Origin of the sequence: Streptomyces sp. NBC_00353 (genome assembly GCF_036108815.1) — a bacterium.
Classification (GTDB): Bacteria; Actinomycetota; Actinomycetes; order Streptomycetales; family Streptomycetaceae; genus Streptomyces.
The window spans coordinates 1,819,561-1,842,281 of the sequence record NZ_CP107985.1 but is presented as its reverse complement, the minus strand read 5'-3'; the positions used below and the strand labels follow the sequence as shown (position 1 = coordinate 1,842,281).

Annotated in this window: 22 protein-coding genes; 11 read left to right on the top strand and 11 right to left on the bottom strand. The window is 69.5% G+C overall.

Going from position 1 to position 22,721, the window contains the following annotated elements; all coding sequences use genetic code 11:
* Window positions 1–339: 339 nt before the first annotated feature.
* From OHA88_RS08755 to OHA88_RS08740, 4 genes are all read left to right on the top strand, one after another.
* Window positions 340–864: a 2Fe-2S iron-sulfur cluster-binding protein gene (locus tag OHA88_RS08755; RefSeq protein WP_328629627.1), complete on the top strand. Its 525-nt coding sequence runs from the start codon at window positions 340–342 to the stop codon at window positions 862–864.
* Complete coding sequence (locus tag OHA88_RS08750) at window positions 861–1,844, top strand: FAD binding domain-containing protein (RefSeq protein WP_328624979.1); 984 nt, start codon at window positions 861–863, stop codon at window positions 1,842–1,844. Before OHA88_RS08755 ends, OHA88_RS08750 begins: the two co-directional genes overlap by 4 nt.
* A 9-nt stretch (window positions 1,845–1,853) precedes the next feature.
* Window positions 1,854–4,082: a xanthine dehydrogenase family protein molybdopterin-binding subunit gene (locus tag OHA88_RS08745; protein WP_328624978.1), complete on the top strand. Its 2,229-nt coding sequence runs from the start codon at window positions 1,854–1,856 to the stop codon at window positions 4,080–4,082.
* Window positions 4,083–4,225: 143 nt separating this feature from the next.
* Window positions 4,226–4,450 carry a DUF6480 family protein gene (locus tag OHA88_RS08740; protein ID WP_267008572.1) on the top strand — a complete coding sequence of 75 codons (225 nt, stop codon included), beginning with the start codon at window positions 4,226–4,228 and terminating at the stop codon, window positions 4,448–4,450.
* A 252-nt stretch (window positions 4,451–4,702) separates the two neighbouring features.
* On the opposite strand, the gene OHA88_RS08735 is transcribed toward OHA88_RS08740, so the two are convergent.
* Entirely contained in the window at window positions 4,703–5,680 is a 978-nt protein-coding gene (locus OHA88_RS08735; protein ID WP_328624977.1) for an aldo/keto reductase, read from the bottom strand.
* 238 nt (window positions 5,681–5,918) lie between these two features.
* Between OHA88_RS08735 and OHA88_RS08730 the strand changes: the two genes are divergently transcribed.
* Window positions 5,919–6,335 carry a MerR family transcriptional regulator gene (locus tag OHA88_RS08730; protein ID WP_328624976.1) on the top strand — a complete coding sequence of 139 codons (417 nt, stop codon included), beginning with the start codon at window positions 5,919–5,921 and terminating at the stop codon, window positions 6,333–6,335.
* 167 nt (window positions 6,336–6,502) lie between these two features.
* Here the strand turns inward: OHA88_RS08730 and OHA88_RS08725 are convergent, their stop codons facing one another.
* The 3 genes from OHA88_RS08725 to OHA88_RS08715 all read right to left on the bottom strand — a co-directional run bounded on the left by OHA88_RS08725 (window position 6,503) and on the right by OHA88_RS08715 (window position 11,720).
* Window positions 6,503–8,884 (bottom strand): phosphoketolase family protein, encoded by a 2,382-nt coding sequence (locus tag OHA88_RS08725; RefSeq protein ID WP_328624975.1) that lies wholly within the window; start codon window positions 8,882–8,884, stop codon window positions 6,503–6,505.
* Window positions 8,885–9,352: 468 nt separating this feature from the next.
* The gene (locus OHA88_RS08720; protein ID WP_328624974.1) at window positions 9,353–10,975 is read right to left on the bottom strand and encodes an amidohydrolase; all 1,623 of its coding nucleotides are present in this window, start codon (window positions 10,973–10,975) and stop codon (window positions 9,353–9,355) included.
* 31 nt (window positions 10,976–11,006) lie between these two features.
* Complete coding sequence (locus OHA88_RS08715; RefSeq protein ID WP_328624973.1) at window positions 11,007–11,720, bottom strand: TetR/AcrR family transcriptional regulator; 714 nt, start codon at window positions 11,718–11,720, stop codon at window positions 11,007–11,009.
* A gap of 69 nt (window positions 11,721–11,789) precedes the next feature.
* Here OHA88_RS08715 and OHA88_RS08710 point away from each other — a divergent pair, with 69 nt between their 5' ends.
* The 3 genes from OHA88_RS08710 to OHA88_RS08700 all read left to right on the top strand — a co-directional run bounded on the left by OHA88_RS08710 (window position 11,790) and on the right by OHA88_RS08700 (window position 13,819).
* A complete protein-coding gene (locus OHA88_RS08710; protein ID WP_328624972.1) occupies window positions 11,790–13,244 on the top strand; it encodes a purine-cytosine permease family protein in 1,455 nt (484 codons plus the stop codon).
* Window positions 13,241–13,372 (top strand): hypothetical protein, encoded by a 132-nt coding sequence (locus OHA88_RS08705; protein ID WP_328624971.1) that lies wholly within the window; start codon window positions 13,241–13,243, stop codon window positions 13,370–13,372. The genes OHA88_RS08710 and OHA88_RS08705 overlap by 4 nt, the downstream gene beginning before the upstream one ends.
* Before the next feature lie 273 nt (window positions 13,373–13,645).
* Entirely contained in the window at window positions 13,646–13,819 is a 174-nt protein-coding gene (locus tag OHA88_RS08700; protein ID WP_267008580.1) for a hypothetical protein, read from the top strand.
* A gap of 193 nt (window positions 13,820–14,012) precedes the next feature.
* On the opposite strand, the gene OHA88_RS08695 is transcribed toward OHA88_RS08700, so the two are convergent.
* The 3 genes from OHA88_RS08695 to OHA88_RS08685 form a co-directional block, all read right to left on the bottom strand.
* Window positions 14,013–14,831: a PP2C family protein-serine/threonine phosphatase gene (locus OHA88_RS08695; protein WP_328624970.1), complete on the bottom strand. Its 819-nt coding sequence runs from the start codon at window positions 14,829–14,831 to the stop codon at window positions 14,013–14,015.
* Window positions 14,832–15,678: 847 nt separating this feature from the next.
* On the bottom strand, window positions 15,679–16,176 hold the full coding sequence (locus tag OHA88_RS08690; RefSeq protein ID WP_328629626.1) for a signal peptidase II: 498 nt from the start codon (window positions 16,174–16,176) through the stop codon (window positions 15,679–15,681).
* 136 nt (window positions 16,177–16,312) lie between these two features.
* Entirely contained in the window at window positions 16,313–16,528 is a 216-nt protein-coding gene (locus OHA88_RS08685; protein ID WP_328624969.1) for a hypothetical protein, read from the bottom strand.
* A gap of 29 nt (window positions 16,529–16,557) precedes the next feature.
* On the opposite strand from OHA88_RS08685, the gene OHA88_RS08680 reads away from it, so the two are divergent.
* From OHA88_RS08680 to OHA88_RS08670, 3 genes are all read left to right on the top strand, one after another.
* Window positions 16,558–17,262 carry a VanZ family protein gene (locus OHA88_RS08680; protein WP_328624968.1) on the top strand — a complete coding sequence of 235 codons (705 nt, stop codon included), beginning with the start codon at window positions 16,558–16,560 and terminating at the stop codon, window positions 17,260–17,262.
* Between the two features lie 68 nt (window positions 17,263–17,330).
* Window positions 17,331–18,047, top strand: a complete 717-nt coding sequence (locus tag OHA88_RS08675; protein WP_328624967.1) for a response regulator transcription factor — start codon at window positions 17,331–17,333, stop codon at window positions 18,045–18,047.
* A complete protein-coding gene (locus tag OHA88_RS08670; RefSeq protein ID WP_328624966.1) occupies window positions 18,040–19,122 on the top strand; it encodes a sensor histidine kinase in 1,083 nt (360 codons plus the stop codon). The genes OHA88_RS08675 and OHA88_RS08670 overlap by 8 nt, the downstream gene beginning before the upstream one ends.
* Window positions 19,123–19,186: 64 nt before the next feature.
* Here OHA88_RS08670 and OHA88_RS08665 read toward each other — a convergent pair whose 3' ends face one another.
* The 4 genes from OHA88_RS08665 to OHA88_RS08650 form a co-directional block, all read right to left on the bottom strand.
* Window positions 19,187–19,441, bottom strand: coding sequence for a hypothetical protein (locus tag OHA88_RS08665; RefSeq protein WP_328624965.1), 255 nt, complete (start codon window positions 19,439–19,441; stop codon window positions 19,187–19,189).
* Window positions 19,442–19,535: 94 nt separating this feature from the next.
* Window positions 19,536–19,904 carry a MarR family winged helix-turn-helix transcriptional regulator gene (locus OHA88_RS08660; RefSeq protein ID WP_328624964.1) on the bottom strand — a complete coding sequence of 123 codons (369 nt, stop codon included), beginning with the start codon at window positions 19,902–19,904 and terminating at the stop codon, window positions 19,536–19,538.
* A 467-nt stretch (window positions 19,905–20,371) separates the two neighbouring features.
* A complete protein-coding gene (locus OHA88_RS08655; protein ID WP_328624963.1) occupies window positions 20,372–20,791 on the bottom strand; it encodes a CoA-binding protein in 420 nt (139 codons plus the stop codon).
* 483 nt (window positions 20,792–21,274) lie between these two features.
* Window positions 21,275–22,255, bottom strand: coding sequence for an alpha/beta fold hydrolase (locus OHA88_RS08650; RefSeq protein WP_328624962.1), 981 nt, complete (start codon window positions 22,253–22,255; stop codon window positions 21,275–21,277).
* Window positions 22,256–22,721: the final 466 nt, after the last annotated feature.

Below are 22,721 nucleotides of genomic sequence, written 5' to 3'. Positions count from 1 at the left end.
AAGACCGGCTCGTCGACCCTGGTCGGTCTTCACGGCACTCCGCCACCCGGCTGATTCGAGAGCATCTTCGCCGCCCGGCGCCGGTTCACCGGATTCCTGCGCGGATGCTCGCCGGGCTGCCGCGCAGGAGCGCCCGGCCGAGCGGGTTGCGGCACCGGGAACCCTGCGGGCGCGGTCGGCCGCCTTCCGACGAGCGGTGCGACGGTTTCTGCGAGACCTTGAGGAGGAGCGCGCCCCACAGTGGCGACGCATGTCCAGGGTGACACTCGCACCCAGCGAGGAAGGCGGGCTGTGGTGAGTGATTCGGGTACGGGCGCCGCGGGGCGGAGCCAGGGCGAGATGGTCCAACTGTCGGCGATCGAGTTGAACGTCAACGATCAGATGCGACGGCTCGAGGTGGATCCACGGACCTCGCTGCTCGACGCGCTGCGCGAGCATCTGCGCCTGAGCGGGACCAAGAAGGGGTGTGATCACGGGCAGTGCGGCGCCTGCACGGTGCTGATCAACGGCCGGCGCGTCAACTCCTGTTTGACGCTCGCCGTGATGCACGAGGACGACGAGATCGTGACGATCGAAGGCCTGGGCGATCCCGATGGCCTGCACCCCATGCAACGCGCCTTCGTCGAGCGTGACGGCTTCCAGTGTGGCTACTGCACTCCAGGCCAGATCTGTTCGGCCGTCGGGATGCTCGCCGAGGTGGAGGCGGGCTGGCCCAGCCACGCCACCGCTGACGTGGCCTCGCCGCGGATCGCGTTGACCGATGAGGAGATCCGCGAGCGGATGAGCGGCAACATCTGTCGGTGCGCCGCCTATCCCAATATCGTCGCGGCCATCCGCGGCATCGCGGCGGGAGGCCCGGAATGAGGTCCTTCACGTACGAGCGAGCGACTGACGCACAGGCCGCCGTCGCTGCGGTGTCCAGAACCGGCGCGAAGTTCATCAGCGGCGGCACCAATCTGCTCGACCTGATGAAGCTCGACATCGAGAAGCCCAGCCATCTGGTCGACATCAGTCGGCTTCCGTTGCGGGACATCGAGGAGCTCCCGGACGGCGGACTGCGCATCGGGGCCCAGGCGGCGAATTCCGATGTGGCCGCCGACGCCCGAGTGCGTACCCGCTATCCGGTGCTGTCGGAGGCGCTGGTGGCCGGCGCCTCGGGCCAGCTGCGCAACAAGGCGTCCACCGGGGGAAATCTGTTGCAGCGCACTCGCTGCCCCTACTTCTACGACACGGCTGCAGGCTGCAACAAGCGGGATCCCGGCTCCGGATGCTCGGCGATCGGCGGGTTCAACCGGATTCACGCCCTCCTCGGCGTCAGCGACTCCTGCATCGCCACCCACCCCTCGGACATGGCCGTCGCGATGACCGCGCTGGAGGCGGAGATCGAGCTGCTCGACGCCGACGGGTCGGTACGCCGCGTCGCCATCGCAGACTTCTACCGGCTGCCGGGGGATACGCCGCACATCGAAACCGTGCTGCGTCCTCGCGAGATGATCACGAGCGTGCTCCTGCCCCCGCCCCCGTCGGGCCGGCAGATCTACCGGAAGGTGCGAGACCGGGCGTCGTACGAGTTCGCGCTGGTCTCCGTGGCGACTGTGGTCTCGACCGACCAGGGAGCCATCAGTGAGGCGCGGGTGGCTTTCGGCGGTGTGGCGCACAAGCCCTGGCGGTCCATCGAGGCGGAGACCGCGTTGACCGGCCGTCCCGCCACGATGGTCACCTATCGCGCCGCCGCCGAGGCCGCGATGCGCGACGCCGTGGGGCAGGGGCACAACGACTTCAAGATCGAGCTGGCCAAGCGCACGCTGTGCCGCACGCTGGCGCAAGCAGCCCGGGCGAGCTGAGGAGACGAGATGATCGGGCAAGCTCTGAACCGCGTCGACGGCCCGTTGAAGGTCGCCGGCCGGGCCACATACGCCTACGAGAATTGGGGGGCCGGCCAACCTCTCTACGGGTTCATCGTCGGCGCGACGATCGGCAAAGGCCGCATCACCCGGATCGACACCGAGAGCGCCGAATCCGCACCCGGCGTGAAGATGGTGATGACCCATCACAACGCTCCTGCGCAGGGTGTCCGTGATGTGTCCATTCCGTTCGAATACTGGCGCGCCCAGCCGGTGCTGACCGGCCCCGACGTCCACTATTACGGCGAGCCGGTGGCACTCGTCGTCGCCACGACCCTCGAGCAGGCCCGAGCGGCAGCCGACCTGGTCGAAGTCGAATACACCGGCGGGCGGGGACGTTTCAACTTCGCCGAGCAGGAAGACGAGGTGTACATCCCGAAGGTGGTCAACGCCGGTCTCCCCACCGACACCGCGGTGGGCGATTTCGATGCCGGGTTCGACAGCGCGGTGGTCAAGGTCGACCAGCAGTACACGACGCCGTACGAGCTCTCGATGCCGATGGAACCGCACGCGTGTCTCGTGGCACCGCGCGACGAGGACCTGACCGTCTACGTCAGCTGCCAGATCGTCGACGCGGCGCAGGCCTCGGTCGCCGCCACGCTTCGGATCGACCCCGAGCGGGTCCACATCGTCACCCCCTTCGTCGGCGGGGGATTCGGCTCCAAGCTCGGCATCCATTCCGAGACGATCCTGGCCGCGCTCGCCGCTCGCGAGTTGCGTCAACCGGTCAAGGTCGCGATGACCAGGCAGCAGATCTTCCAGCTCGTCGGCAACCGCCCCACATCCAGCCAGCGGGTCCGACTGGGCGCGGAGCAGGACGGACAGCTGATCGCGATCGCCCATGACGTCACCATGCACACCAACCCCGACGTGGAGTACGCCGAGCAGACCGCCGCCACGACCCGCAGCCTCTACGCCGCGCCCCACCGGTTGACCAGCCACCGGCTGGCGCCGCTCGATCTGCCGCCCGGGTCGGACGTACGCGCGCCGGGCGAAGCACCGGGCATGCTGGCGGTCGAGTCGGCGATGGACGAGCTGGCCCATGCGCTCGGGATGGACCCGGTCGAGCTGCGGATCCTCAACGAGCCCACAGTCGATCCCGAGCGAGACGTGCCGTACAGCGACCGGCACCTGGTCGACTGTCTGCGCGAAGGCGCGCGCCGGTTCGGCTGGGAGCACCGCCCCGCCACCCCGGCGAGCATGCGCGACGGGCGCTGGCTGGTCGGCTACGGCATGTCGGCCGCCATCCGCGGGCACTTCCAAGGGCCGACAGCGGTGCGCGTGCGGTTGGAGACTGACGGCACCGCCGTCGTCCAGACGGACATGACCGACCTCGGCACGGGCACGTACACCGTCCTGACCCAGGTCGCGGCCGAGGGGCTCGGACTGCCGCCGGATCGGGTGCGGATCGAGCTCGGGCGTTCCGAGTTTCCCACCAGCTGGGGGTCCGGCGGCTCGTGGGGCGCCACCAACTCGAGCAATGCGGTGCATGGTGCGTGCATGACACTGCGCGAGCAGCTCCTGGCCGCGGCGCGCGGCGACACGCGCTCCCCGTTGCACGGACTGGACCCGGCGGACGCCGTGTTCTCCGATGGCAACGTGGCTGTCGGCGGCGCGTCCGAGGCGCTGAGCGACATCGTCGCACGCAACCATCCGGAAGGTGTCGAGGCGGAGGGAGGTACCCGCTTCATGGGCGATGACCCGAACTACACGGACTACTCGATCAACACCTACGGGGCCCATTTCGCTGAAGTGGGGGTCGACGCGGACACCGCCGAGATCCGTCTGCGGCGGATGCTCGGCGTGTTCTCGGTGGGCCGCGTGCTCAACGCGAAGACGGCTCGTTCGCAGCTGATCGGCGGCATGATCTGGGGAACCGGAGCGGCCCTCGAAGAGGAGGCAGTGGTCGACCTGCGATCCGGCGCCTTCGTCAACCGGGACTTCGCGCAATACCTGGTGCCGGTCCACGCCGACATCCCCGACGTCGACGCGGTCATCCTTGACGGGTACGACGACAAGGCCAACGTCCTGGGCGCGAAGGGTGTCGGCGAGCTGGGCATCTGCGGCGCCGGTGCGTCGGTTGCGAACGCGGTGTTCAACGCCACCGGCGTGCGCGTGCGTGACTTCCCCATCACCATCGAGAAGGTGCTGCCCGGTCTGCCACTGATGGATGCCTGAATCCGTGACGACGGTGCCGGTTCGCCGGCCGGTGGGTGTGAGCCGGCGATACCGGGACCGTCGCCGGCCCGACCGGATCAAGGCCCGTCCACGATTGGGTGTCCCGGCGCGCCGGCCTGTCCGGCAGGGGGCACTCTGAACGAATGAGTGATGCGAATCCTGATCCGCACAACGGCCGCCGCGCCCAGCACGAGCGGACGGTTCCGCCGGAGGAGACTCCACCTGCCGAGAGCAGCACAGGGCCGGAGACGGGACCACGAGGTGACGTGACCCGAGGCTGGACCAAGGGGCCCCTGATCGCCATCGGGATCGTCGTCGTGCTGTGCGCCGCGTTCTTCTTGGTGTACGCGATCATTGTGGCGCAGTGACCGCACTGCAGGAGCGGATGCCGACGGGACGCCAGGCGGAACAGTGCCAACTGATCTGAGCCCTTGGGTTACTTGGGTGGCGTCCCTCGGCTGTGTCTCGACCCGTACTCGCGGGCGCGGTGAGCCCGGTGCCATATCGGCGCTCGACGTCGCCAGGACCACTGGCTCCGGCATCACTCCGGTGCTCGATGCCCGGCGCGGTTGTGTGGTCGAGCCGGCCACACGTGCCCCGGCCGCGCACCGGTACTCCTGTCAGTGGTTCGTGAGCGCGAGCCCCTCGACGGTGTCCCGCGCGCCGGTGACGGCCCCGGTCGGCACAGCGCCGTCCAGGGCGCTCAGCTCCGCCGTGGTCAGGGTGATGCCGGCCGCTCCGACGTTCTCCTCCAGATAGGCCCGCCGCTTGGTCCCGGGGATGGAGACGGCGCCCTGCGCCGCTACCCAGGCCAGGGCGATCTGCCCCGGGGTCGCCCCGCGCGCCTCGGCAATCGCGGCGACCCGGTCCACGAGTGCGAGATTGGCGGCGATGCTCTCGGGTGAGAAGCGGGGCAGACCCCGGCGCGCGTCGTCGGGGTCGAGGTCGTCGACGCTGCGGATGGCTCCGGACAGGAAGCCGCGGCCGAGGGGAGAGAAGGCGACCAGGCCGATTCCCAGCTCGTCCAGCACCTCCTTGATCCCGTTCTCCAGGAGATCCCGGCTGAAGAGGGACAGCTCCGACTGCACGGCCGTGATCGGGTGGACGGCGTGCGCGCGGCGGATCGTTGCGGCGGCGGCCTCGGAGAGCCCGAGGTGACGTACCTTGCCCGCCGTGACCAGCTCGGCCATGGCGCCGACGGTCTCCTCGATCGGGACGGCGGGATCGACACGGTGGAGGTAGTAGAGGTCGATGGTCTCCGTCTCCAGATGACGAAGCGACCGTTCCACCGCTCGGCGGACGTGCTCGGCCCGCCCGTCCAGCGGTGTGCCGTCGGCGTCGAAGTCCATGGCGAACTTCGTCGCGATGGTGACCTCGGAGCGGCGGTGGCCCAGAGCCCGGGCGATGAGCTTCTCGTTCTCGAACGGCCCGTACGCCTCGGCCGTGTCGATGAGCGTCACCCCGAGATCCACCGCACGGTTGAGAGTGGCCACCGCCTCGGACTCGTCCCGTGCCCCGTAGAACGCACTCATGCCCATGGCGCCGAAGCCCTGCATCGGTACTCGCAGGCCGTTACTGCCCAGATCGATCGTCTTCACGGTTGGTCTCACTTCTCGTGCTTGCCAGGGTTTCCGGTGGCACGCACCGTCACGGGACCTGGGATCCCGGTTCTCGCCCGGAGCAGGTGGTGCGGCGCGGCCACGTGCCAACCGTGCCTCCTGGAGCGCGCTCCAGGTCAAGCGGAAGCCGTGCCGCCCGTGATGCTGCGCGGCCGACGGCGCCACCGGTTACGGCGGCGCTTGACCTGGAGCGCACTCCAGGTTGCATAGTGGTGGGATGGACGAGGTGATATTGCCCGATGTGTCCGTCGAGGTGCCGCCCGAGGGCTTCCCCATCGGGGAGGCGGCAGCTCTCTGTGGTCTGAGCGTCGACACCTTGCGCTACTACGAGCGCGAGGGCCTGACACTCCACCCCGCGCCGCGCTCGCCGTCCGGGCGCCGCCGTTACGGTTCCGGCGACCTGGCATGGCTGGCCGGGCTCGTCATGCTGCGGGACACGGGCATGCCGATCGCGGACATCCGGCGGTACGCGGCGCTGGCCCGTCGGCAGGGAACCGACGCCGAACGTCTGCAGATCCTCGAACGGCACCGCCGCGAGGTGATCGCGCGCATGGAGCAGACGCGGAAACACCTGGCCGCGATCGACCGGAAGATCGCTGTGTACCGGAACGTCGTCGGAACACACGAACCGTGACACCCGCCGCCTCCCCTGCGGCCCACGCAGCTCGCCGCTCTCATGGCTGACTGCGCGTGTCAGGGGAGCCGATCACCGAGGGTGCGAGCGAGGAACTCGATTCCTTCCGGGCTTTCGCTGCCGGGTTCAGCCGTGAACACGGTCAGAATCGGCGACCGGTCGGAGTGTCACGACGACCAGGTCCAGTGGGCGACCTCGGGCAGGTCGTCGCCGTGTTCGCGGATCCAGTCGTGGTGGCGACTGCGGGCGTCCGCCATGGCCTCCCGGATGGCGGCGGCCCGGGCGCCCAGGTGGGGAACCCGGTCGATGACGTCCATGACCAGCCGGTAGCGGTCCAGGTCGTTGCGCACCACCATGTCGAACGGCGTCGTGGTGGTGCCGGACTCCTTGTAGCCCCGCACATGCAGGTGCGGGTGGGCGGCCCGGCGGTAGGCGAGCCGGTGGATCAGCCATGGGTAGCCGTGGTACGCGAAGATCACCGGCTTGGACGTGGTGAAGACCGCGTTGAACTCGACGTCGGGCATACCGTGCGGGTGTTCCGTCGCGGGCATCAGCCGGGTCAGATCCACGACGTTGACCACCCGGAACATCAGGTCCGGCAGGTGACGCCGGAGGAGGTCGGCCGCGGCCAGCACTTCCTGGGTGGGGACATCACCGGCGCAGGCCAGGACGACGTCGGGTTCACGGTCGCCGTTCTCGGTTCCGGCCCACTCCCAGATGCCGACGCCGCGTGCACAGTGGCGACGCGCCTGTTCCATGCTGAGCCAGTCGAAACACGGTTGCTTGCCGGCGACCACGACGTTGACGTAGTCCCGGCTGTGCAGCACGTGGTCGGTGATGGACAGCAGGGTGTTCGCGTCCGGGGGCAGATAGACGCGCACCACTTCGGGGCTCTTGTTGAGGATGTGGTCGACGAATCCGGGGTCCTGGTGCGAGAAGCCGTTGTGGTCCTGGCGCCACACGTGCGAGGTGAGCAGGTAGTTCAACGAGGCGATCGGCGCGCGCCAGGGAAGCTGACGAGAGGTGTGCAGCCACTTGACGTGTTGGTTGACCATGGAGTCGACGATGTGGACGAACGCCTCGTAGCACGAGAAGAGACCGTGGCGGCCGGTGAGGAGGTAGCCCTCCAGCCAGCCCTGGCAGGTGTGTTCGGAGAGAATCTCCATCACCCGGCCGTCCCGGGCCAGGTGTTCGTCGGCGGGCAGCATCTGCTCCTGCCAGGCTTTGCCGCTGGCTCCGTAGACCGCCTGGAGTCGGTTGGACGCGGTCTCGTCGGGGCCGAACAGACGGAAGTCCCGGCGCTGCGCGGTATCCGCCATGATGCGCTCCAGCATCCCGCCCAGGACGCGGGTCGGCTCGTGCTGGGTCGTCCCGGGCTTGTCGACGGGCACCGCATGGTCCTCCAGCGGCGGTACGGGCAGGGTGCGCAGCAGTCGGCCACCATTCGCGTACAGGGTGGCTCCAAGGCGGCGTTCGCCCTCGGGCACGCACGCCAGCACCTGCTCGGTGGGACGCCCGGTGGGGTCGAACAGGTCCTCGGGCCGGTAGGAACGCAGCCATTCCTCCAGCTGCGCGAGGTGAGCGGGGTTCTCCCGAACGGCGGGTAGCGGAACCTGGTGGGCCCGCCATGTGCCCTCCACCGGCAGGCCGTCGACCTCGCCGGGCCCGGTCCAGCCCTTCGGCGTGCGCAGCACGATCACCGGCCAGTGTGCCCGTCGGCGCTCTCCGCCGTGGCGGGCGGCGTGCTGGATGGCGCGGATCTTGTCCACGGCGGTGTCCATCGCGGCGGCCATGGCACGGTGCACGGCTGCGGGGTCGTCGCCGCTGACGTGGAGCGGTTCGTACCCCAGTCCGCGCATCAGCTGCTCGAGTTCGTCCTGGGGGATACGGGCCAGCACGGTGGGGTTGGCGATCTTGTAGCCGTTCAGATGCAGGATGGGCAGCACCGCGCCGTCGTGGACGGGGTCGAGGAACTTGTTGCTGTGCCAGGAGGCCGCCAGCGGGCCGGTCTCCGCCTCGCCGTCGCCGATCACACAGGCGACCAGCAGGGCAGGGTTGTCCAGCGCGGCTCCGTAAGCATGGGCGAGCGAGTAGCCCAGTTCGCCGCCCTCGTGGATGGAGCCGGGGGTCTCCGGCGCGACGTGGCTGGGCACGCCGCCGGGGAAGGAGAACTGCCGGAACAGCCGCTCCATCCCCTCCGTGTCCCGGGTGACGTCCGGGTACGTCTCCGTGTAGGTGCCCTCCAGCCAGGAGTTGGCCAGCACCGCGGGGCCGCCGTGCCCGGGGCCCCAGACGCACAGCACATCCTGGGAGCGGTTCTTGATGATCCGGTTGAGGTGCGTGTACACGAGGTTGAGGCCGGGAGAGGTGCCCCAGTGGCCGAGCAGCCGTGGCTTGATCTGCTCGGTGCGCAGCGGCTCTGCCAGCAACGGATTCGCCATGAGGTAGATCTGCCCGGCCGAGAGGTAGTTGGCGGCGCGCCAGTGGGCGTCGAGAGCGGCTGCCTCCTGGTCGGTGATCGTGCCGACCGAGTCCGGAGCGGTGGTCATTCATGCCTCCGTCTGCGCGGTGAAGGGGTGTTCTCTCGGCGGTACCCGAGTCATCGGCTCATGGGCCTGAGCCTGCGGACCGTGGACGCCGAGTCACTGCCGGACTCCCGGAGCAGCAGGAGCCCGATGGAGGGGTGAGGTGTCCGGGCATCGTTGGCCAACTCCTTCTCGCACGGTACGAGCGCCTTGGGCGGGTGCGCCCCGGAGCGCCGACACCCCGGGAACCCGCGGACCCGCGGCCGTCGGAGGCGAAGGCCGCCGGCCGCCCGGTTGAACGTCCGAAGAGGCGGGAACATCAGCGCTGCCGAATGGCCCGGTGAGGTCAGCGCTGCCCGGTTCGGCTCAGATGTCGGCTGTGCCGACGAAGCTTCCGGGACGAGTCCAGCGTGCGCAGTCCGTGGCCCGGCGGCACCCCTGACGGGACCGAATGGGCGACGAGGCCCGATCGGTGGCTGTCGACGGAACGGGTCACATGCTCGCGTCGCGGTGGGTGGGGTGCCCGTCGAGGACCGTCAGCAGCACGGGCAGGTCGGGCAGGTCGGTGGCGGCGGTGGTGAGCGGGTCGTCGGCGAAGACCGTGAGGTCCGCGCGGTGGCCGACGGCGATCCGGCCGGCCTTGTGCTCCTCGCCTGCCGTGAGAGCTGCGTTCACGGTCATGCCCTGGAGGGCCTCCAGGGCGGTGAGCGCCTGGTCGGGGCCGTGCGGGGGCTGGGTGAGATCGCGGCTGGGCCGACGGTGGCGGGCGCCCGCCATGACGCCCAGCGGCGGGTAGGGGGCGATGGGCCAGTCGGAGCCGAGGACGACGGTGGCTCCGGAGTCCCACAGATCCCGGCAGCGCCAGGCGCGGGAGGCGCGCTTCTCACCGAGGCGGCGGGACCAGTTGTCGGTGTGGTCGGCCCGGGTGAAGTCGCAGCAGTGGGTGGGCTGCATGGACGCGACGACGCCGAGCTCGGCGAAGCGGCGCAGCGTGTCGTCGGGAACGGTCTCTATGTGCTCGATCCGGTGCCGGACTCCGCGGTCCCCGGTGGCCAGGGCCTTCTCGACGGAGTCGAGGGCATGCCGTACGGCCGCGTCACCGATGGCGTGGGTGGCGGTGGGTACCCCGGCCCGGTGGAGCTCGCCGACGATATGGGTGTAGGCGTCCGGGTCGGGCCAGAAGGCGTGCGTGGACTCGCCGTGGCAGTCGGGGCGCTCCAGCCAGGCGGTGCCGTTGTCGATGGTGCCGTCCATGAAGAGCTTGACGCCTTCGGTCCGCCAGAGCGCGCCGCCGGTGCCCTGTTGCTCGATGATCGCGCGCAGCGCGTCGGCGTCGGTGCCGGGCTGGCACCAGGGCGCGACCCGCAGCCGCAGCGGCAGCTCGCCGGCTGCGTCGAGTTCGGTGTAGAGCGCGAGGCTTTCGCCGCCTGCGTCCATGGCGTGACCGCCGGTGAGTCCGGCGGCGGCCATGCTGCGCAGCGCGGCGGCGAGCCCGGCGCGGCGCTCCGCGTGCGTGGGCTGCGGGGCCGCACGTTCGACGAGCTCGCAGGCGGCGTCCTCCAGGAGCAGCCCGGTGGGCCGTCCGGCGTCGTCGCAGACGACCTCGGCGGCCTGGGCGAAGGAGCGTGGCCCGTCGACGCCTGCGAGTTCGAGTGCGCGCGGGCTGGCCAGCATGGAATGGGCATCGAAGAGCTGGAGAAGGGCCGGTACGCCGTCGAGTACGGGGGAGAGGGCGGCGGCCTCGACGGGCCGGCCCCCGAAGACGTTCGGGTCGAGGCCCCATCCGTGCAGCCACGCTCCGGGTGCGAGGGTCCGGACCTCGCGGGCCAGCGTCTCGCGGACCTCGTCCAGGTCGGTGCAGCCCGACAGGTCAAGTCCCTGGGTCAATTCGGCGCCCGAGACGGGATGGAGGTGCCCGTCGACCAGGCCGGGGGTGACCACGGCCCCCTTCAGGTCGATCACCGTCGTCGAGGAGTCCGCGAGTGCGCGTATCCCGCGGTCGTCGCCCAGGGCGGAGATCTGCCCTCCGGACACGGCCAGCGCGGTCTCCGGCAGGAGCCGGCCCGTGACCGGGTCGAGCAGACGGGCGGAGAGCAGGACGAGACGGGTGTGCACGGCGGCTCCTTGAAGGACTGGTGGGGGAAGGTCAGTTGGGGGTGGCGGTCGACTCGGCGGCCGGATCCGTGCCGGCGGCGGAGGCCGGGTCCTGGTCCGTGTCGGTGGATGCGTCGAGGGGGCGGGTGAGAGCGCCGCTCGTCAGGCCCAGTTCGCGTTCCGCCGTGGTGATGGCCATACGCGTCACTGCCTCGGGGCGATCGCTGGTGTCGGTGTTGGCATGGGCGCCGAGGCCGTCGATCACCACAAGAATCTGAATGGTCGTCATATATGGGTCGTCCGTATGGAATTCATCCTGCTCGACGCCCTCCCGGATGAGGCTCTCGAGCCGTCTGCGCCACGCCGCCTCCTGCTCGCCGACCCGGTCCCGGAGGACAGGCCGGTAGCGGCTGAGGTGCCGCGCGTTGATCCAGAGCCGGCTGATGTCGTCGTACGCCTCTCCCGTCGCGTGTGCGAAGAACCGCGCCAGGTGCTGCGTGGGGGTTCCGTCGGCCCTCTCGGCCGGCAGGAGTGTGTCGAGTTCGGTGCTCGCGGCGCTGCCGAACGCCTCGGCCACGAGGTCCTCCGCCGAGGGGAAGTAGTGGCTGATGAGCCCGGGACGGACATCGAGCTGCTCGCCGATGCGCCGCAGGGTGATGCACTCCAGCCCCTCGGTCAGGGCGATGGTGGCGGCTGCGTCGACGATTTCCGCACGTCGGGCGGCGGGTGATTTCCGAATTCGCTTGCGCTGGACGCTTGACGACATACCCCGGATGCTATTGAGTGTGCGACCAATAAGCAAGCAGGTGGGTATGACCAGCACCCGGAGGGCCCCATGGCGTCCACGATTCCCGACCCGCACCCCGACACGCGCGCCGTGCACGACACGCCGCCGCCCGCGGACCGGGCGGGTCGTATCGAGGTCCACGGCATCGATCACATTCCCGAGCGGGAACGCCGCGGCCGTGCACGGGAGTTGTTCGTCGTCTGGGCGGCGGCGAACGTCAACTACCTGAGCCTGGTGGTCGGTGGAGCCCTGATACTCATGGGCCTGAGCCTGTGGCAGGCGCTCGGCGTGATCATCGTGGGCAACCTGTTCTGGGTGCCCGTCGGCCTCCTCGCCGTCTCGGGCCCGGCCTCGGGCACGCCGAGTGAGGTGATCATGCGGGCCATGTTCGGCGTCCGCGGCAACCGTGTGAACATCGCGGTCACCGGCTGGGTGATCTGTATCTGCTACATCGCCCTCAACCTGGCGGCCGCGGCGCTGGCGGCCTTCTCCCTGGTCGAGAAGGTCGGCATCGTGCCGAACGCAGGTGTCAAGATCGCCGTCGTGATGGTCATCGCCGCGCTCACCCTGGCCATCAGCGTCTACGGGCACGCCACGATCATGAAGCTCTACCTCCCGATCACCGTGGCCCTCACCGCCGCGTTCGCCGTCCTGGCCTTCAGCGTGCTCGGGCACACCGACTTCGGTTACGAGCCCGCCCAGCCGCTGACCGGCAGCGCCCTGTGGGCGGCCCTCGCCGGCGGCATCACCCTCATCGCCTCGGGCCCGCTCTCGTACACCAACAGCGCCGACTTCTCCCGCTACCTGCCCCGCACGACCTCCCCGAAGGCAATCGTGGGCTGGACCTCGCTCGGTGGCTTCCTGCCCGGCGTCGTCGTCACCTCACTGGGCGCGTTCGCCGCGACCGCGGTCGACATGACCGACCCTCAGACCGCGCTGGAGACGATCCTGCCCAGCTGGTTCACCCCCGTATTCCTGCTTGCCCTGGTGCTCGGCACGATCTCCATCAACGCCATGACCGCCTACAGCTCCGGCCTCGCACTCCAGGCCGTCGGCGTGTGCATCCGCCGTTCCCTCAGCGTGATGGTCGACGGAATTCTCGGTGTCGCCCTGACCCTGTACGCGCTGCTCGTGTCCAACTTCCTCGACACCGTCGGCAACGTCCTTCAGCTGACCGTCGTCCTGCTCGGACCCAGCACGGCCGTCTACGCCACGGACATCCTGCTGCGCCGTAATCGCTACGACGGCCTCGCGCTGACGGACGAAACCTCCGACAGCCCCTACTGGTTCACCGCAGGCGTCAACTGGGCAGGTGCTCTGGCGCTCACCGCGGGCACAGCCGCGGCCGCCCTCTGCGTGAACACCCTGTACACCGGGCCGCTCGCCCGCGCCCTGGGCGGTGTGGACCTCGCCCTGCCTGTCGGCATCGCCGTGGCGTCGGCCGTCTACGCGACCTTGATGCGGCGCTCCCGCGACGGGCTCGGCATGGCGCAGCGGGCATGAGCCGCCGCACGGTCCTCCAGGTCGCGGGGGAGCGACCGGGGGAGCGCGGCCACCACCGGGGCCGCCTGACCCGGGAAGGGATCGAGGAGGAGGGTCCGGTCGCCGTGTGCCACACCGCCGCCAGGTAGGGGGCGCGCCCCGGAACGCGAGTACGCCCGCAGCACAGCCGGCCCCGCTGCGTCTACGGCTCGTACTCGAAGGGGCTGCCGAACCGTGAACTGCCCAGAAGTGCTCGAACGAAGCCGGGCGGGACGTCCCCCATTCGGCCCGTAGTGGTTGCTGGTGCGCGTAGTTAGAGGTGGGCTGTGAGTGCGCCTGGCGATAGTCGCCGGCGCCAGGAGCGCCCCGCCGAACGGGCGGGCCAGCTCCCCCACCGACCCATACGAGACTTGGAGATCCCCATGCCTTACCGCAAGGGACAGCACGTGGAGTACCGGGACCAGCAGGACGAGCTCCAGCGGGGCGAGATCCGCAGCGCCGAGGGCAGCGGGGCGCAGGCGCGCTACGCCGTCCAGAACGAGGCGACCATGCGCGAGGACAAGGTCAGCGAGAACCAGATCGAGCGGGAGCTGTAGTAGCAGCCTTGCCGACACAGCCGCCGTTGCACGGAACCAAAGTGCAGCGGCGGCTGCTCGTGTTTCATCGCAGCTGGGGCCCGGTCACGGACTTCCAGGCTCGCTCACTCCCGAGCATTCCCGAGCACCCAGGCCGCCGAAGCGACCGGCGAGTGGGGCGCCGGGTCTGGAGAAGCCAAGGCTCGGCGGGCGGTCACCACCGCATGTAGCGCAGGGCCATCAAGGCCACATCGTCGTGGATCCGGCCGCCGGTCCATGAGCGCAGGTCGTCCAGCACGCGGTCGAGCAGGGCGCCCGGATCGTTTTCGCGGATGCCTCGGAGGCGTTCGGCGACCGGGTAGAAGTGGCCCTGCCGATTTCGGGCTTCGCAGGTGCCGTCGGTGAAGAGCAGCAGCAGGTCACCGGGCTGGAAGGGGACCTTCTGCAAGCGATAACAGTCACCGGCCAGCTCGCACAGCCCCAGTGGTGGCGCAGCCACCTCGGGCGATACCTCGGTGACGGTCCCCTCGCGGTGGCGCAGCAGCGGTGGGGGATGGCCGCAGTTGACGATGACGGCCGCGTGGTTCTCCTCCGGTTCCGTGGCGACCAAAATCGCGGTGGCGAAATCTTCGCTCCGGCCGCGCCGGGCAATCGCGCCGTCGAGTCGTGTGGCCACGCCGTCCAGGCCGGGTTCCGTTCGGGCCACGTCACGGAAGACGCCGAGGATGTCGGCGGCGACCTCCACTGCTTCGAATCCCTTGCCGCGGACATCGCCCAACAGCACCCGGATGCCGAACTTGGTCTCCAGCAGGTCGTACAGATCCCCGCCGATTCGAGCATCCGGCTCCGCGGCGGCATAGCGCACCGCCACCTGCAGACGGCCGATCCGGGGTGGGAGCGGGCGCAGCAGCGCCCTCTGAACCGCCTCAGCGATGTTGTGCAGCCGGGCCGCCGCCTGCTCTTCTCTGCGCATGAGGGCGATAACGCCCGAAGTGACGGCGGCGGCCAGCACCACGCAGCCCGCGGAGCTCACGTGGATCACTGTCGGCACACTTGGGTTCGCCCGGGCGAGTGCGAACACCAGGACGATTGCGAGAACACCCGCAGCCAGCGGAGCCCAAACCCTCCGGGCTCCAACCGCAGCCAGCACCGGCACGGAAATCAGGACCGGGGAAAGGGTGCTGTCCGGCCCGGACAGCAGATCGACAACTACGCACACCAAGATCATCAGACAGCCGAGGCCAAGGAGAAACTTCACGCCGAGGGGTAGCTGCACCCACCTGTGGCGCTCGTACCAGGCAACCATGGGTGTCCCCTCTGTCCAGGGCTCTCCCCTCCCAATGTTCCGGGCCGCTTCGTCATCCCGCCAGCCGGCGAGTAGTGGCAGCAAAAGGCGCTTTGCGGCCGAACCGGGCCCGCCGCGGCGCCCACGGCTCGTACCTCGACGAGTGCTGCCGCACCCCCGGCCGGCGAGACCCAGTCCGCCCGGTGTCTCAAGTGCCGCAGGATCCTCCGCCGCCCCTCGGTGGACTGCGGGCTCTGCCTGACCTGCGCGGGAAAGAACCCCAAGGTCGCTGAGGCGGCGTTCCGGGTGCGGCTCGCCGAGGAGGGCGCGACTCTCCGGGGCCCTCGACGATTTTGTCGAGGGCGGTAAAGATCTCCGTCTTGGCCTGATGCTCTTCACCGGCAGCCTCGACGACCTGGCCGGCCGTCAGCTCGTCGTCCCGCAACCTTGGGGTTCCCGGCCTTCCGTCAGGCAGCCCCCACGCATCGTTCCGCGACCTCGGTGCCGTGAGCTCCCCGCACCCCCGACACCAGGCCCGCTGCGCCACGGGGCCGCTCCCGGTTCGTCGGCCGGGGCAGCGGTCTGCGCTGCGCTGTCATCGCTCCAGCGCACGACTCCCGAGGCCGCTCGTAACGACGGTGCGCATGGGAACGCCGCGGAAGGTTTGGATGAGGACGACTACCGCACCGGCGGTCACGCACTGGTCGGCGAGGTTGAAGATCCCTGACTCGCCGAACTGGATGAAGTCCAGCACAGCACCGCGACCGAATCCGGGGGTGCGGAATATGCGGTCGGCGAGGTTGCCGCCGGCGCCCGCGAAGATCAGTCCGAGACCGACCGCCCAGCCGGTGGACCGGATGGAGGGGGCGACCCGGGCGATGAGGATCAGCACGACGATCGCCAGGAAGGTGAAGACCAGGGTTGCGCGGGGCGCGAAGGAGCCGGCCGCTCCGGAGTTGCGGAAAGCGGTGAAGGTCACCGCACCGCCCAGCGGGTGCCTGGGTTCATGGCCCTCAACGACAACCGCGGCGATCGCCTTCGTGATCTGGTCCACGGCGAATCCTGCCGCCGCAATCGTCCACAGCAGATACATCCGCCGCACCGCCCACCTCCTGATCGCCGGTAGTCCTTCACCGAGCGTACGCGCCGGGGCGGCATGATCCGCCTACGTCATCCGACTTCACAACCTCGCCCGCACGGGATAACTTCCGCCCCATACGTGACAGCCTCTAGGCGTTCACGGCCCAGGGCAGATGTGCGGGCGTGACGGCGAGCTCGTCCAGGATGCTCGGCAGTGCGACGTCCACGGACGAGTCGTCCAGCACCTGCAGTAGCTGGGCCGGCGCGATCACCAGCGGCGGGACCATCTCACTGCCGGCTTGCGCCAGTTCCTTGATGCCGCGGATTCCGTGTATCGCGGGCGTATCGAAAATCGCATACGCCACCGGAACGGCCCTCCGTCTCCAATGGGGGCATGAACCACAACGCATCCCTGTCAGCACCGCCCCGCCGCGCGCGCAGGATCGTGCTCCTCGGCCTGGCGGTCCTCGGCATGGCGAGCGCCGCGTTCGTAGTGCGGGGGCCGCTCATGATGGCCGCTCCGATGTGCATGGCCGGGCGGTGGCACGGCTGCTTCGACACGTTCAACGGTGTGGTGCTCATCACGTTGGTCGCGCTGCCGTTGGCCGCGCTGGTGGTGTGGGTGCTGGCGCGCCGTCGGCGTGCCGCCGGCGTCACATCGGCGTGGCGGATGTCGCTGGCCGAGGTGGGCATGGTCCACGGGACGGTGCCGTTCCTGTGGATGACCATGATGCCGGGCGCCGGGGCCGGCACGGTCCCCGCCCGGGTGAGCCTGGTACCGCTGCGGGACCTGGTCACGATGGGGCCGCTCGGGATCGTCGGCAACCTGCTGGTCTTCGCGGCGCTGGGGTTCTTCGCCCCGATGCGGTTCGCGGCGCCGGCGTCCGTGCCGCGGATCCTGGCGCTCGGGGCCGGCTGTTCGGTCCTGGTCGAAACCGCACAGTACGTCCTGCGGCTGGACCGGGTGTCCTCCGTGGACGACGTACTGGTCAACGCCGCCGGCGCCGTGCTGGCCGCGCTGGCGTCGCGCCGCTGGTGGCGCACTACGGCGGAAGCGCCGTCGGACCAGCGTCGCCCCGCGCCGGCACCGGCAGGCTGAGTCGAGTGTCCGGTGTGCACACGTCTTTGCATACGTCGGCGATATGTTGTGCTGCTTAGGCTTCGGACATGCGCGTACTGATCGTTGAGGACGAGCCCTACCTGGCCGAAGCCGTCCGTGACGGTCTGCGGCTGGAGGCGATCGCCGCCGACATCGCCGGCGACGGCGACTCCGCCCTGGAACTGCTCAGCGTCAACTCCTACGACCTCGCGGTCCTCGACCGCGACATCCCCGGCCCCTCCGGCGACGAGGTCGCCCGGCGCATCGTCGCCTCCGGCAGCGGCATCCCGATCCTCATGCTCACCGCTGCCGACCGGATCGACGACAAGGCTTCCGGGTTCGAGCTCGGCGCCGACGACTACCTCACCAAACCGTTCGAGCTGCGGGAGCTCGTCCTGCGGCTGAGGGCGCTCGACCGCAGGCGCGCGTACGCCCGGCCACCGGTCCGCGAGATCGCGGGCCTGCGGCTCGACCCCTTCCGCCGGGAGGTCTTCCGCGACGGACGTTACGTAGCGCTCACCCGCAAGCAGTTCGCCGTGCTGGAGGTCCTCGTCGCCGCCGAGGGCGGGGTCGTCAGCGCCGAAGAGCTGCTGGAACGGGCCTGGGACGAGAACGTCGACCCACTCACCAACGCCGTGCGCATCACCGTCTCCGCATTGCGCAAACGGCTCGGCGAACCATGGATCATCGCCACGGTGCTCGGCGTCGGCTACCGGATCGACACCGGTATGGACACCATCGGCCCCGGCAGGGACACCACCGACCCCGGCAGTACGCATGCGTAGACGCCCCGGGCTCAGCGCCCGACTGAAACTCACCCTCAGCTATGCCGGATTCCTCTTCGTCGCCGGCGCTCTCGTGCTGACCGTGGTGTGGGTGTCCCTGCTGCGCTACGTACCCGAGCGGACGGTCAGAACCCCGGACGGGCTCTCCCCCAACCGCTCGTTCCTCCTGAACTCCTTCGCCCCCGCCACAGCCGCAAGCCTGGTCCTCCTGCTCGTGTTCGGCCTCCTGGGGGGATGGATCCTCGCCGGCCGGATGCTCGCACCACTGACACAGATCAGGGATGCGGCACGGATGGCCGGGAACGGATCGCTGTCCCACCGGATCCGCATGAAGGGCCGCCAGGACGAATTCCGTGAACTCTCCGACGCGTTCGACTCGATGCTCGAACAACTCGAGTCCCACGTCGCCGAGCAGCAGCGGTTCGCCGCGAACGCCTCCCACGAACTGCGCACCCCGCTGGCGATCTCGCGGACGCTCCTCGACGTCGCCCGCAAGGACCCCACGCGGGACCGGGGCGAACTCATCGGACGCCTGCACGCTGTCAATACGCGGGCGATCGACCTCACCGAGGCCCTCCTGCTGCTCAGCCGCGGCGACCGCGGCATCTTCACCCGCGAGAGCGTCGACCTCTCCCTCATCGCCGAAGAAGCCGCCGAAACGCTGCTTCCCTTCGCCGAACAGCGCCGGATCACGCTCGACGTCACCGGCGGGGCGGCCCGGACCAGCGGCTCCGCGGAGCTCCTGCTGCGGATGGTGACGAACCTCGTCCAGAACGCCATCGTCCACAACCTCCCCGCCGGCGGCACCGTGACGGTCCATACCGAGGAGCACGGCGACACGAGCGTGCTGCGGGTCGAGAACACGGGCCGTCGGCTCCCATCGGAACTGGTACCGACCCTCACCGAACCCTTCCAGCGCGGAACGGAACGCGTACGCACCGACGAGCACGCCGGCGTCGGCCTCGGCCTGGCCATCGTGCACAGCATCGTCCGGGCCCACGACGGGACCCTCGACCTCGTCCCCCGCCCCGCCGGCGGTCTCCTCGTCACGGTCCGGCTTCCCGGCACGCCGTAGGCATCGTCCCCCGGGAGGTCGGTCCCGTGTTCAGGTCCGCGCCTGTGATCGGAGGGCCGCTGGTTCAGGCGCTGATGACGTGCTCGGCCCGGTCGCGGTCGGTGTGGAGCTTCCAGTAGTCCTGGGCGATGTCGTCCGGGGCGCGGTGCGGGACGCCTTCGGGGGCCCGGTCGGCGATCATCAGGTTGATCGCGACGTTGGCGGCGTAGATGCCGTCGGCGGCCAGGGTCTTGTGGACGGTGAAGCCGTGGCGGCCGAAGATCTTGGCGAGGGACAGGCCGAGGCCGGGGCCTGCTCCGACGATGGCGATGGTGGGCATGGCAAAGCTCCTCGTGTGGCGGGTGCGCCCGACGGCATGCCGGGTAAAGGGGTGGTGGTGCGCAAGACCGAGGCCGGTGGTCAGCCGTGCATGGTCAGTGCGCGGCCGGGCTGTCCGGTGATGACCAGTCCGTCGGGCAGGGTGCGTCCATGGCGTGCAGGATGCGCTGTGCGATGGTGCCGAGCTGGCGCTGCTGGGCCTTGGTGAGCGGGTCGAAGACCAGGCGGCGCACCTCGTCGATGTGGGCGGGTGCGGCACCGGCAACCGTGTCCTGGCCCGCGTCGGTGAGGGTGGCCAGGGTGTAGCGGCCGTCGGTGGGGTCCGGGCGGCGCCGGACCCAGCCGCGCTTTTCCAAGCGGCCGACCACGTTGGACAGCCGCGAGAGCGTGCTGCCGGTGTAGTGCGCCAGATCGCTCATCCGCAGGGTGCGCTCCGGCGAGCCGGACAGCGCCGACATCGCCATGTACTCAAAGTCATATGAGGGAGTTGGGGACGCGTGAACGTCTTCCTGTGGACCGTCGCCGACCTGCTGGCCCTCGTGTTCGGTACGCCTGCTGACGCCCCGTCGCCCGCCACCCCCGGCCGTCCTCGAAGAGGAGGTCATCGTCGACGAGAAAAGCCATCGCCTCGGGCCACGATCAGATCGTCATTGCCGGGCAGGACGGACGGGCTCTGCACTCCAAGGTGCTGGCGGGCTACCTCGAGGTCGTCGACGAGGGGGAGAGCAACGCCCTGCTCGGCGTGCCGTAGGAGGGACGTTCTCTGCAAGTTTTCGAGAGAGTGCAGAATGCGACACACCGCGCGCTTCTGAAGCGCGCGATGCGTCGCATCGTCAGCACGACGACGAGAATGCCGTCGTCACCGCCGCCTTGACTCCCGGTTCCTGGAATGTGAGTGACGTGCGATCGCGCAGTGGCCGGCTGAGGAGCGTCAGCCCAGCGCCAGTCGGGGTATCTCCCGTCCCGGGGAGCGGTCCATCACCATCAGCAGGCCGGCCTCGCGAGTCCTGTCGTAGGCGGCCTCGTCTATGACGCCCAGCTGGAACCAGATCGCTTTGGCGCCGATCGCCACAGCCTGGTCGGCGACGCCTCCGGCGAGGGCGGAGTTGACGAACACGTCCACCACATCCACCGGGAAAGGGATCTCCGCAAGGGAAGCGTAGCCCTGCTCGCCGTGCACCGTCTCGGCCTTGGGGTGCACGGGCACCACTCGCTTACCGATGCGCTGCAGCTTCTCGGCCACGCGGTAAGCGGCCCGTTCGGGGTTGTCGGACAGGCCCACCACGGCCCAGGTGTCTCCGGCAGCGGTGAGAATCTGCCTGATTGTCGCGTCATCGCCATAGAGCGTCATGCCCGGCACCGCCGTGCGGTGGTGAGTTCCGCACGAGTTGTCGCCGAGCGCATGATCATGAGGAGCGTCAGGTCTGTGGACTTCGTCAGTCGCATGAGTAGACGTTAGCCAGTTTGAATACTGTATGCAATAGGTGCCGCCTTGGGCGCCCACCGTTCGACAGGAGCAGCAGGGGAGATCCTCATCCGCCAGGCGCGCCGCGTGCAATGCGCCCGCCGGTGGCTCCGGCACCACCGCTGCGCCCGGTTGCGGAGGCATGTCGGCCACCACCGCCCCCCACTCGCCTGGTACCACAACCGGCGCCGCCGCGGCTGACACCGAAGGACAGGAAGTTCTTACAAGGGAGACGCCGGCAACATCCAGGTGGCTTCGTTCGTGAGAACGAGCGGCACTTCGACAACGGTTTGGGCGGCAGCGGAGCCTTGACCGGGGACGACGATGTTCAGGTGCTTCGACCGCATCGGACGGTCCTGCGCGAGTGCTTCAGCAAGGCAGCGTGGCCAGCCAGTCGGTGAGGATCTGGTTGACCTCGGCGGGGCGTTCTTGCTGGATCCAGTGGCCGCAGCCGTCGAGGATGTGGGAGGAGACCAGACCCGGAAGCGTGACCGGGTAGGCGTGGATCGCGTCGGCCAGCCAGGTCGTGGAGGCGTCCAGAGCGCCGCCGATGAACACCGAGGGCTGGGTGATGGGGGCGCCGTCGAAGGCCGTGAGATCCTCCCAGTCGCGGTCCATGTTCCGGTACCGGTTGAGCGCGCCGGTCAGACCGGTGCGTTCGAACTCAGCGGCATAGAAGTCGAGATCCCGCTCACCGAGCCAGCCGGGCAGCCGACCGCCGGGAAACCGGTCGCGCAATGTTCCACCCCTGCTGACGAAGTGCGGGTCCGGAGCGCCGGCCGCGGGCATGGTGTCGGCGGACAGTGCCGCGTAGAAGCCGGCGAGCCAGCCGCGTACATCGGGTTCGATCTCGGCTTCGGCCCGGCCGGGCTCCTGCAAGTACGAGACGTAGAACTCCTCGTCCCCGCCCATCTGGGCGAAGATGCTGGTCGGGCGGGGTCCACCACGCGGGGTGTAGGGAACGCTCAGCAATCCCACCGCGCGGAAGACCTCCGGCCTGAGCAGGGCGGAGTGCGCGGCGATGGTGGCGCCCCAGTCGTGGCCGACGACCACTGCCGACTCCTCGCCCAGGGCGCGCACCACCGCGGCGTTGTCCTCCACGAGATCGAGCATCCGGTACGCATGTGTCGCAGCCGGCTTGGAGGAGCGGCCGTAGCCGCGTACGTCGATGGCGACCACCCGGTATCCCGCCGCCGCCAGGACCGGCAACTGGTGGCGCCAGGAGTACCAGGACTCCGGGAAGCCGTGGATGAGCAGCACCAGCGGCCCGGTCCCCTGTTCGACGAGGTGAATCCGACCTCCCGGCGAAGAAACCGTCCGGTGCGTGATCTCCGAACTGTGCTGTGCCATACGCCGCCTCCAGGACCGGTTGCTGTGTGCCAGGGCCGGCCCCATCTGCCGTCCCCTCGGTTCTGCACCGATCATGCGCAAGGCACTGTCAAAGAAGCGAGTCCGTTTGCCGATTCGGCAAAGTCCGACCCGCGGCGGTGGCGCCGAAGCGGCCGGGTGTTCGCTCCACGGGCCTGCGATTCCGGGGCTGCCTCCCGTTCTCGGGCTCTGGCACACATTCCGTGAACGATCTCGTGTCCGGCTTGACCGGCGACCGGCGAAGCGTGGTCCGCGCAGCTCACATGACTCGCGCCTCCCGGTGGCGGACCCGAACGCAACACGCCCCGGCCGGGGACGCGGACGGCTCCTGACCAAGGGTGCGTCTCCTGACAACACGCGGTGCCGCAGGCGTAGAACCGGAAACCGCATGTCATTGATCTGCAAGCCCTGGTTCGGCAGCAGGACTTTGCTGTCTGCCCACCAACTA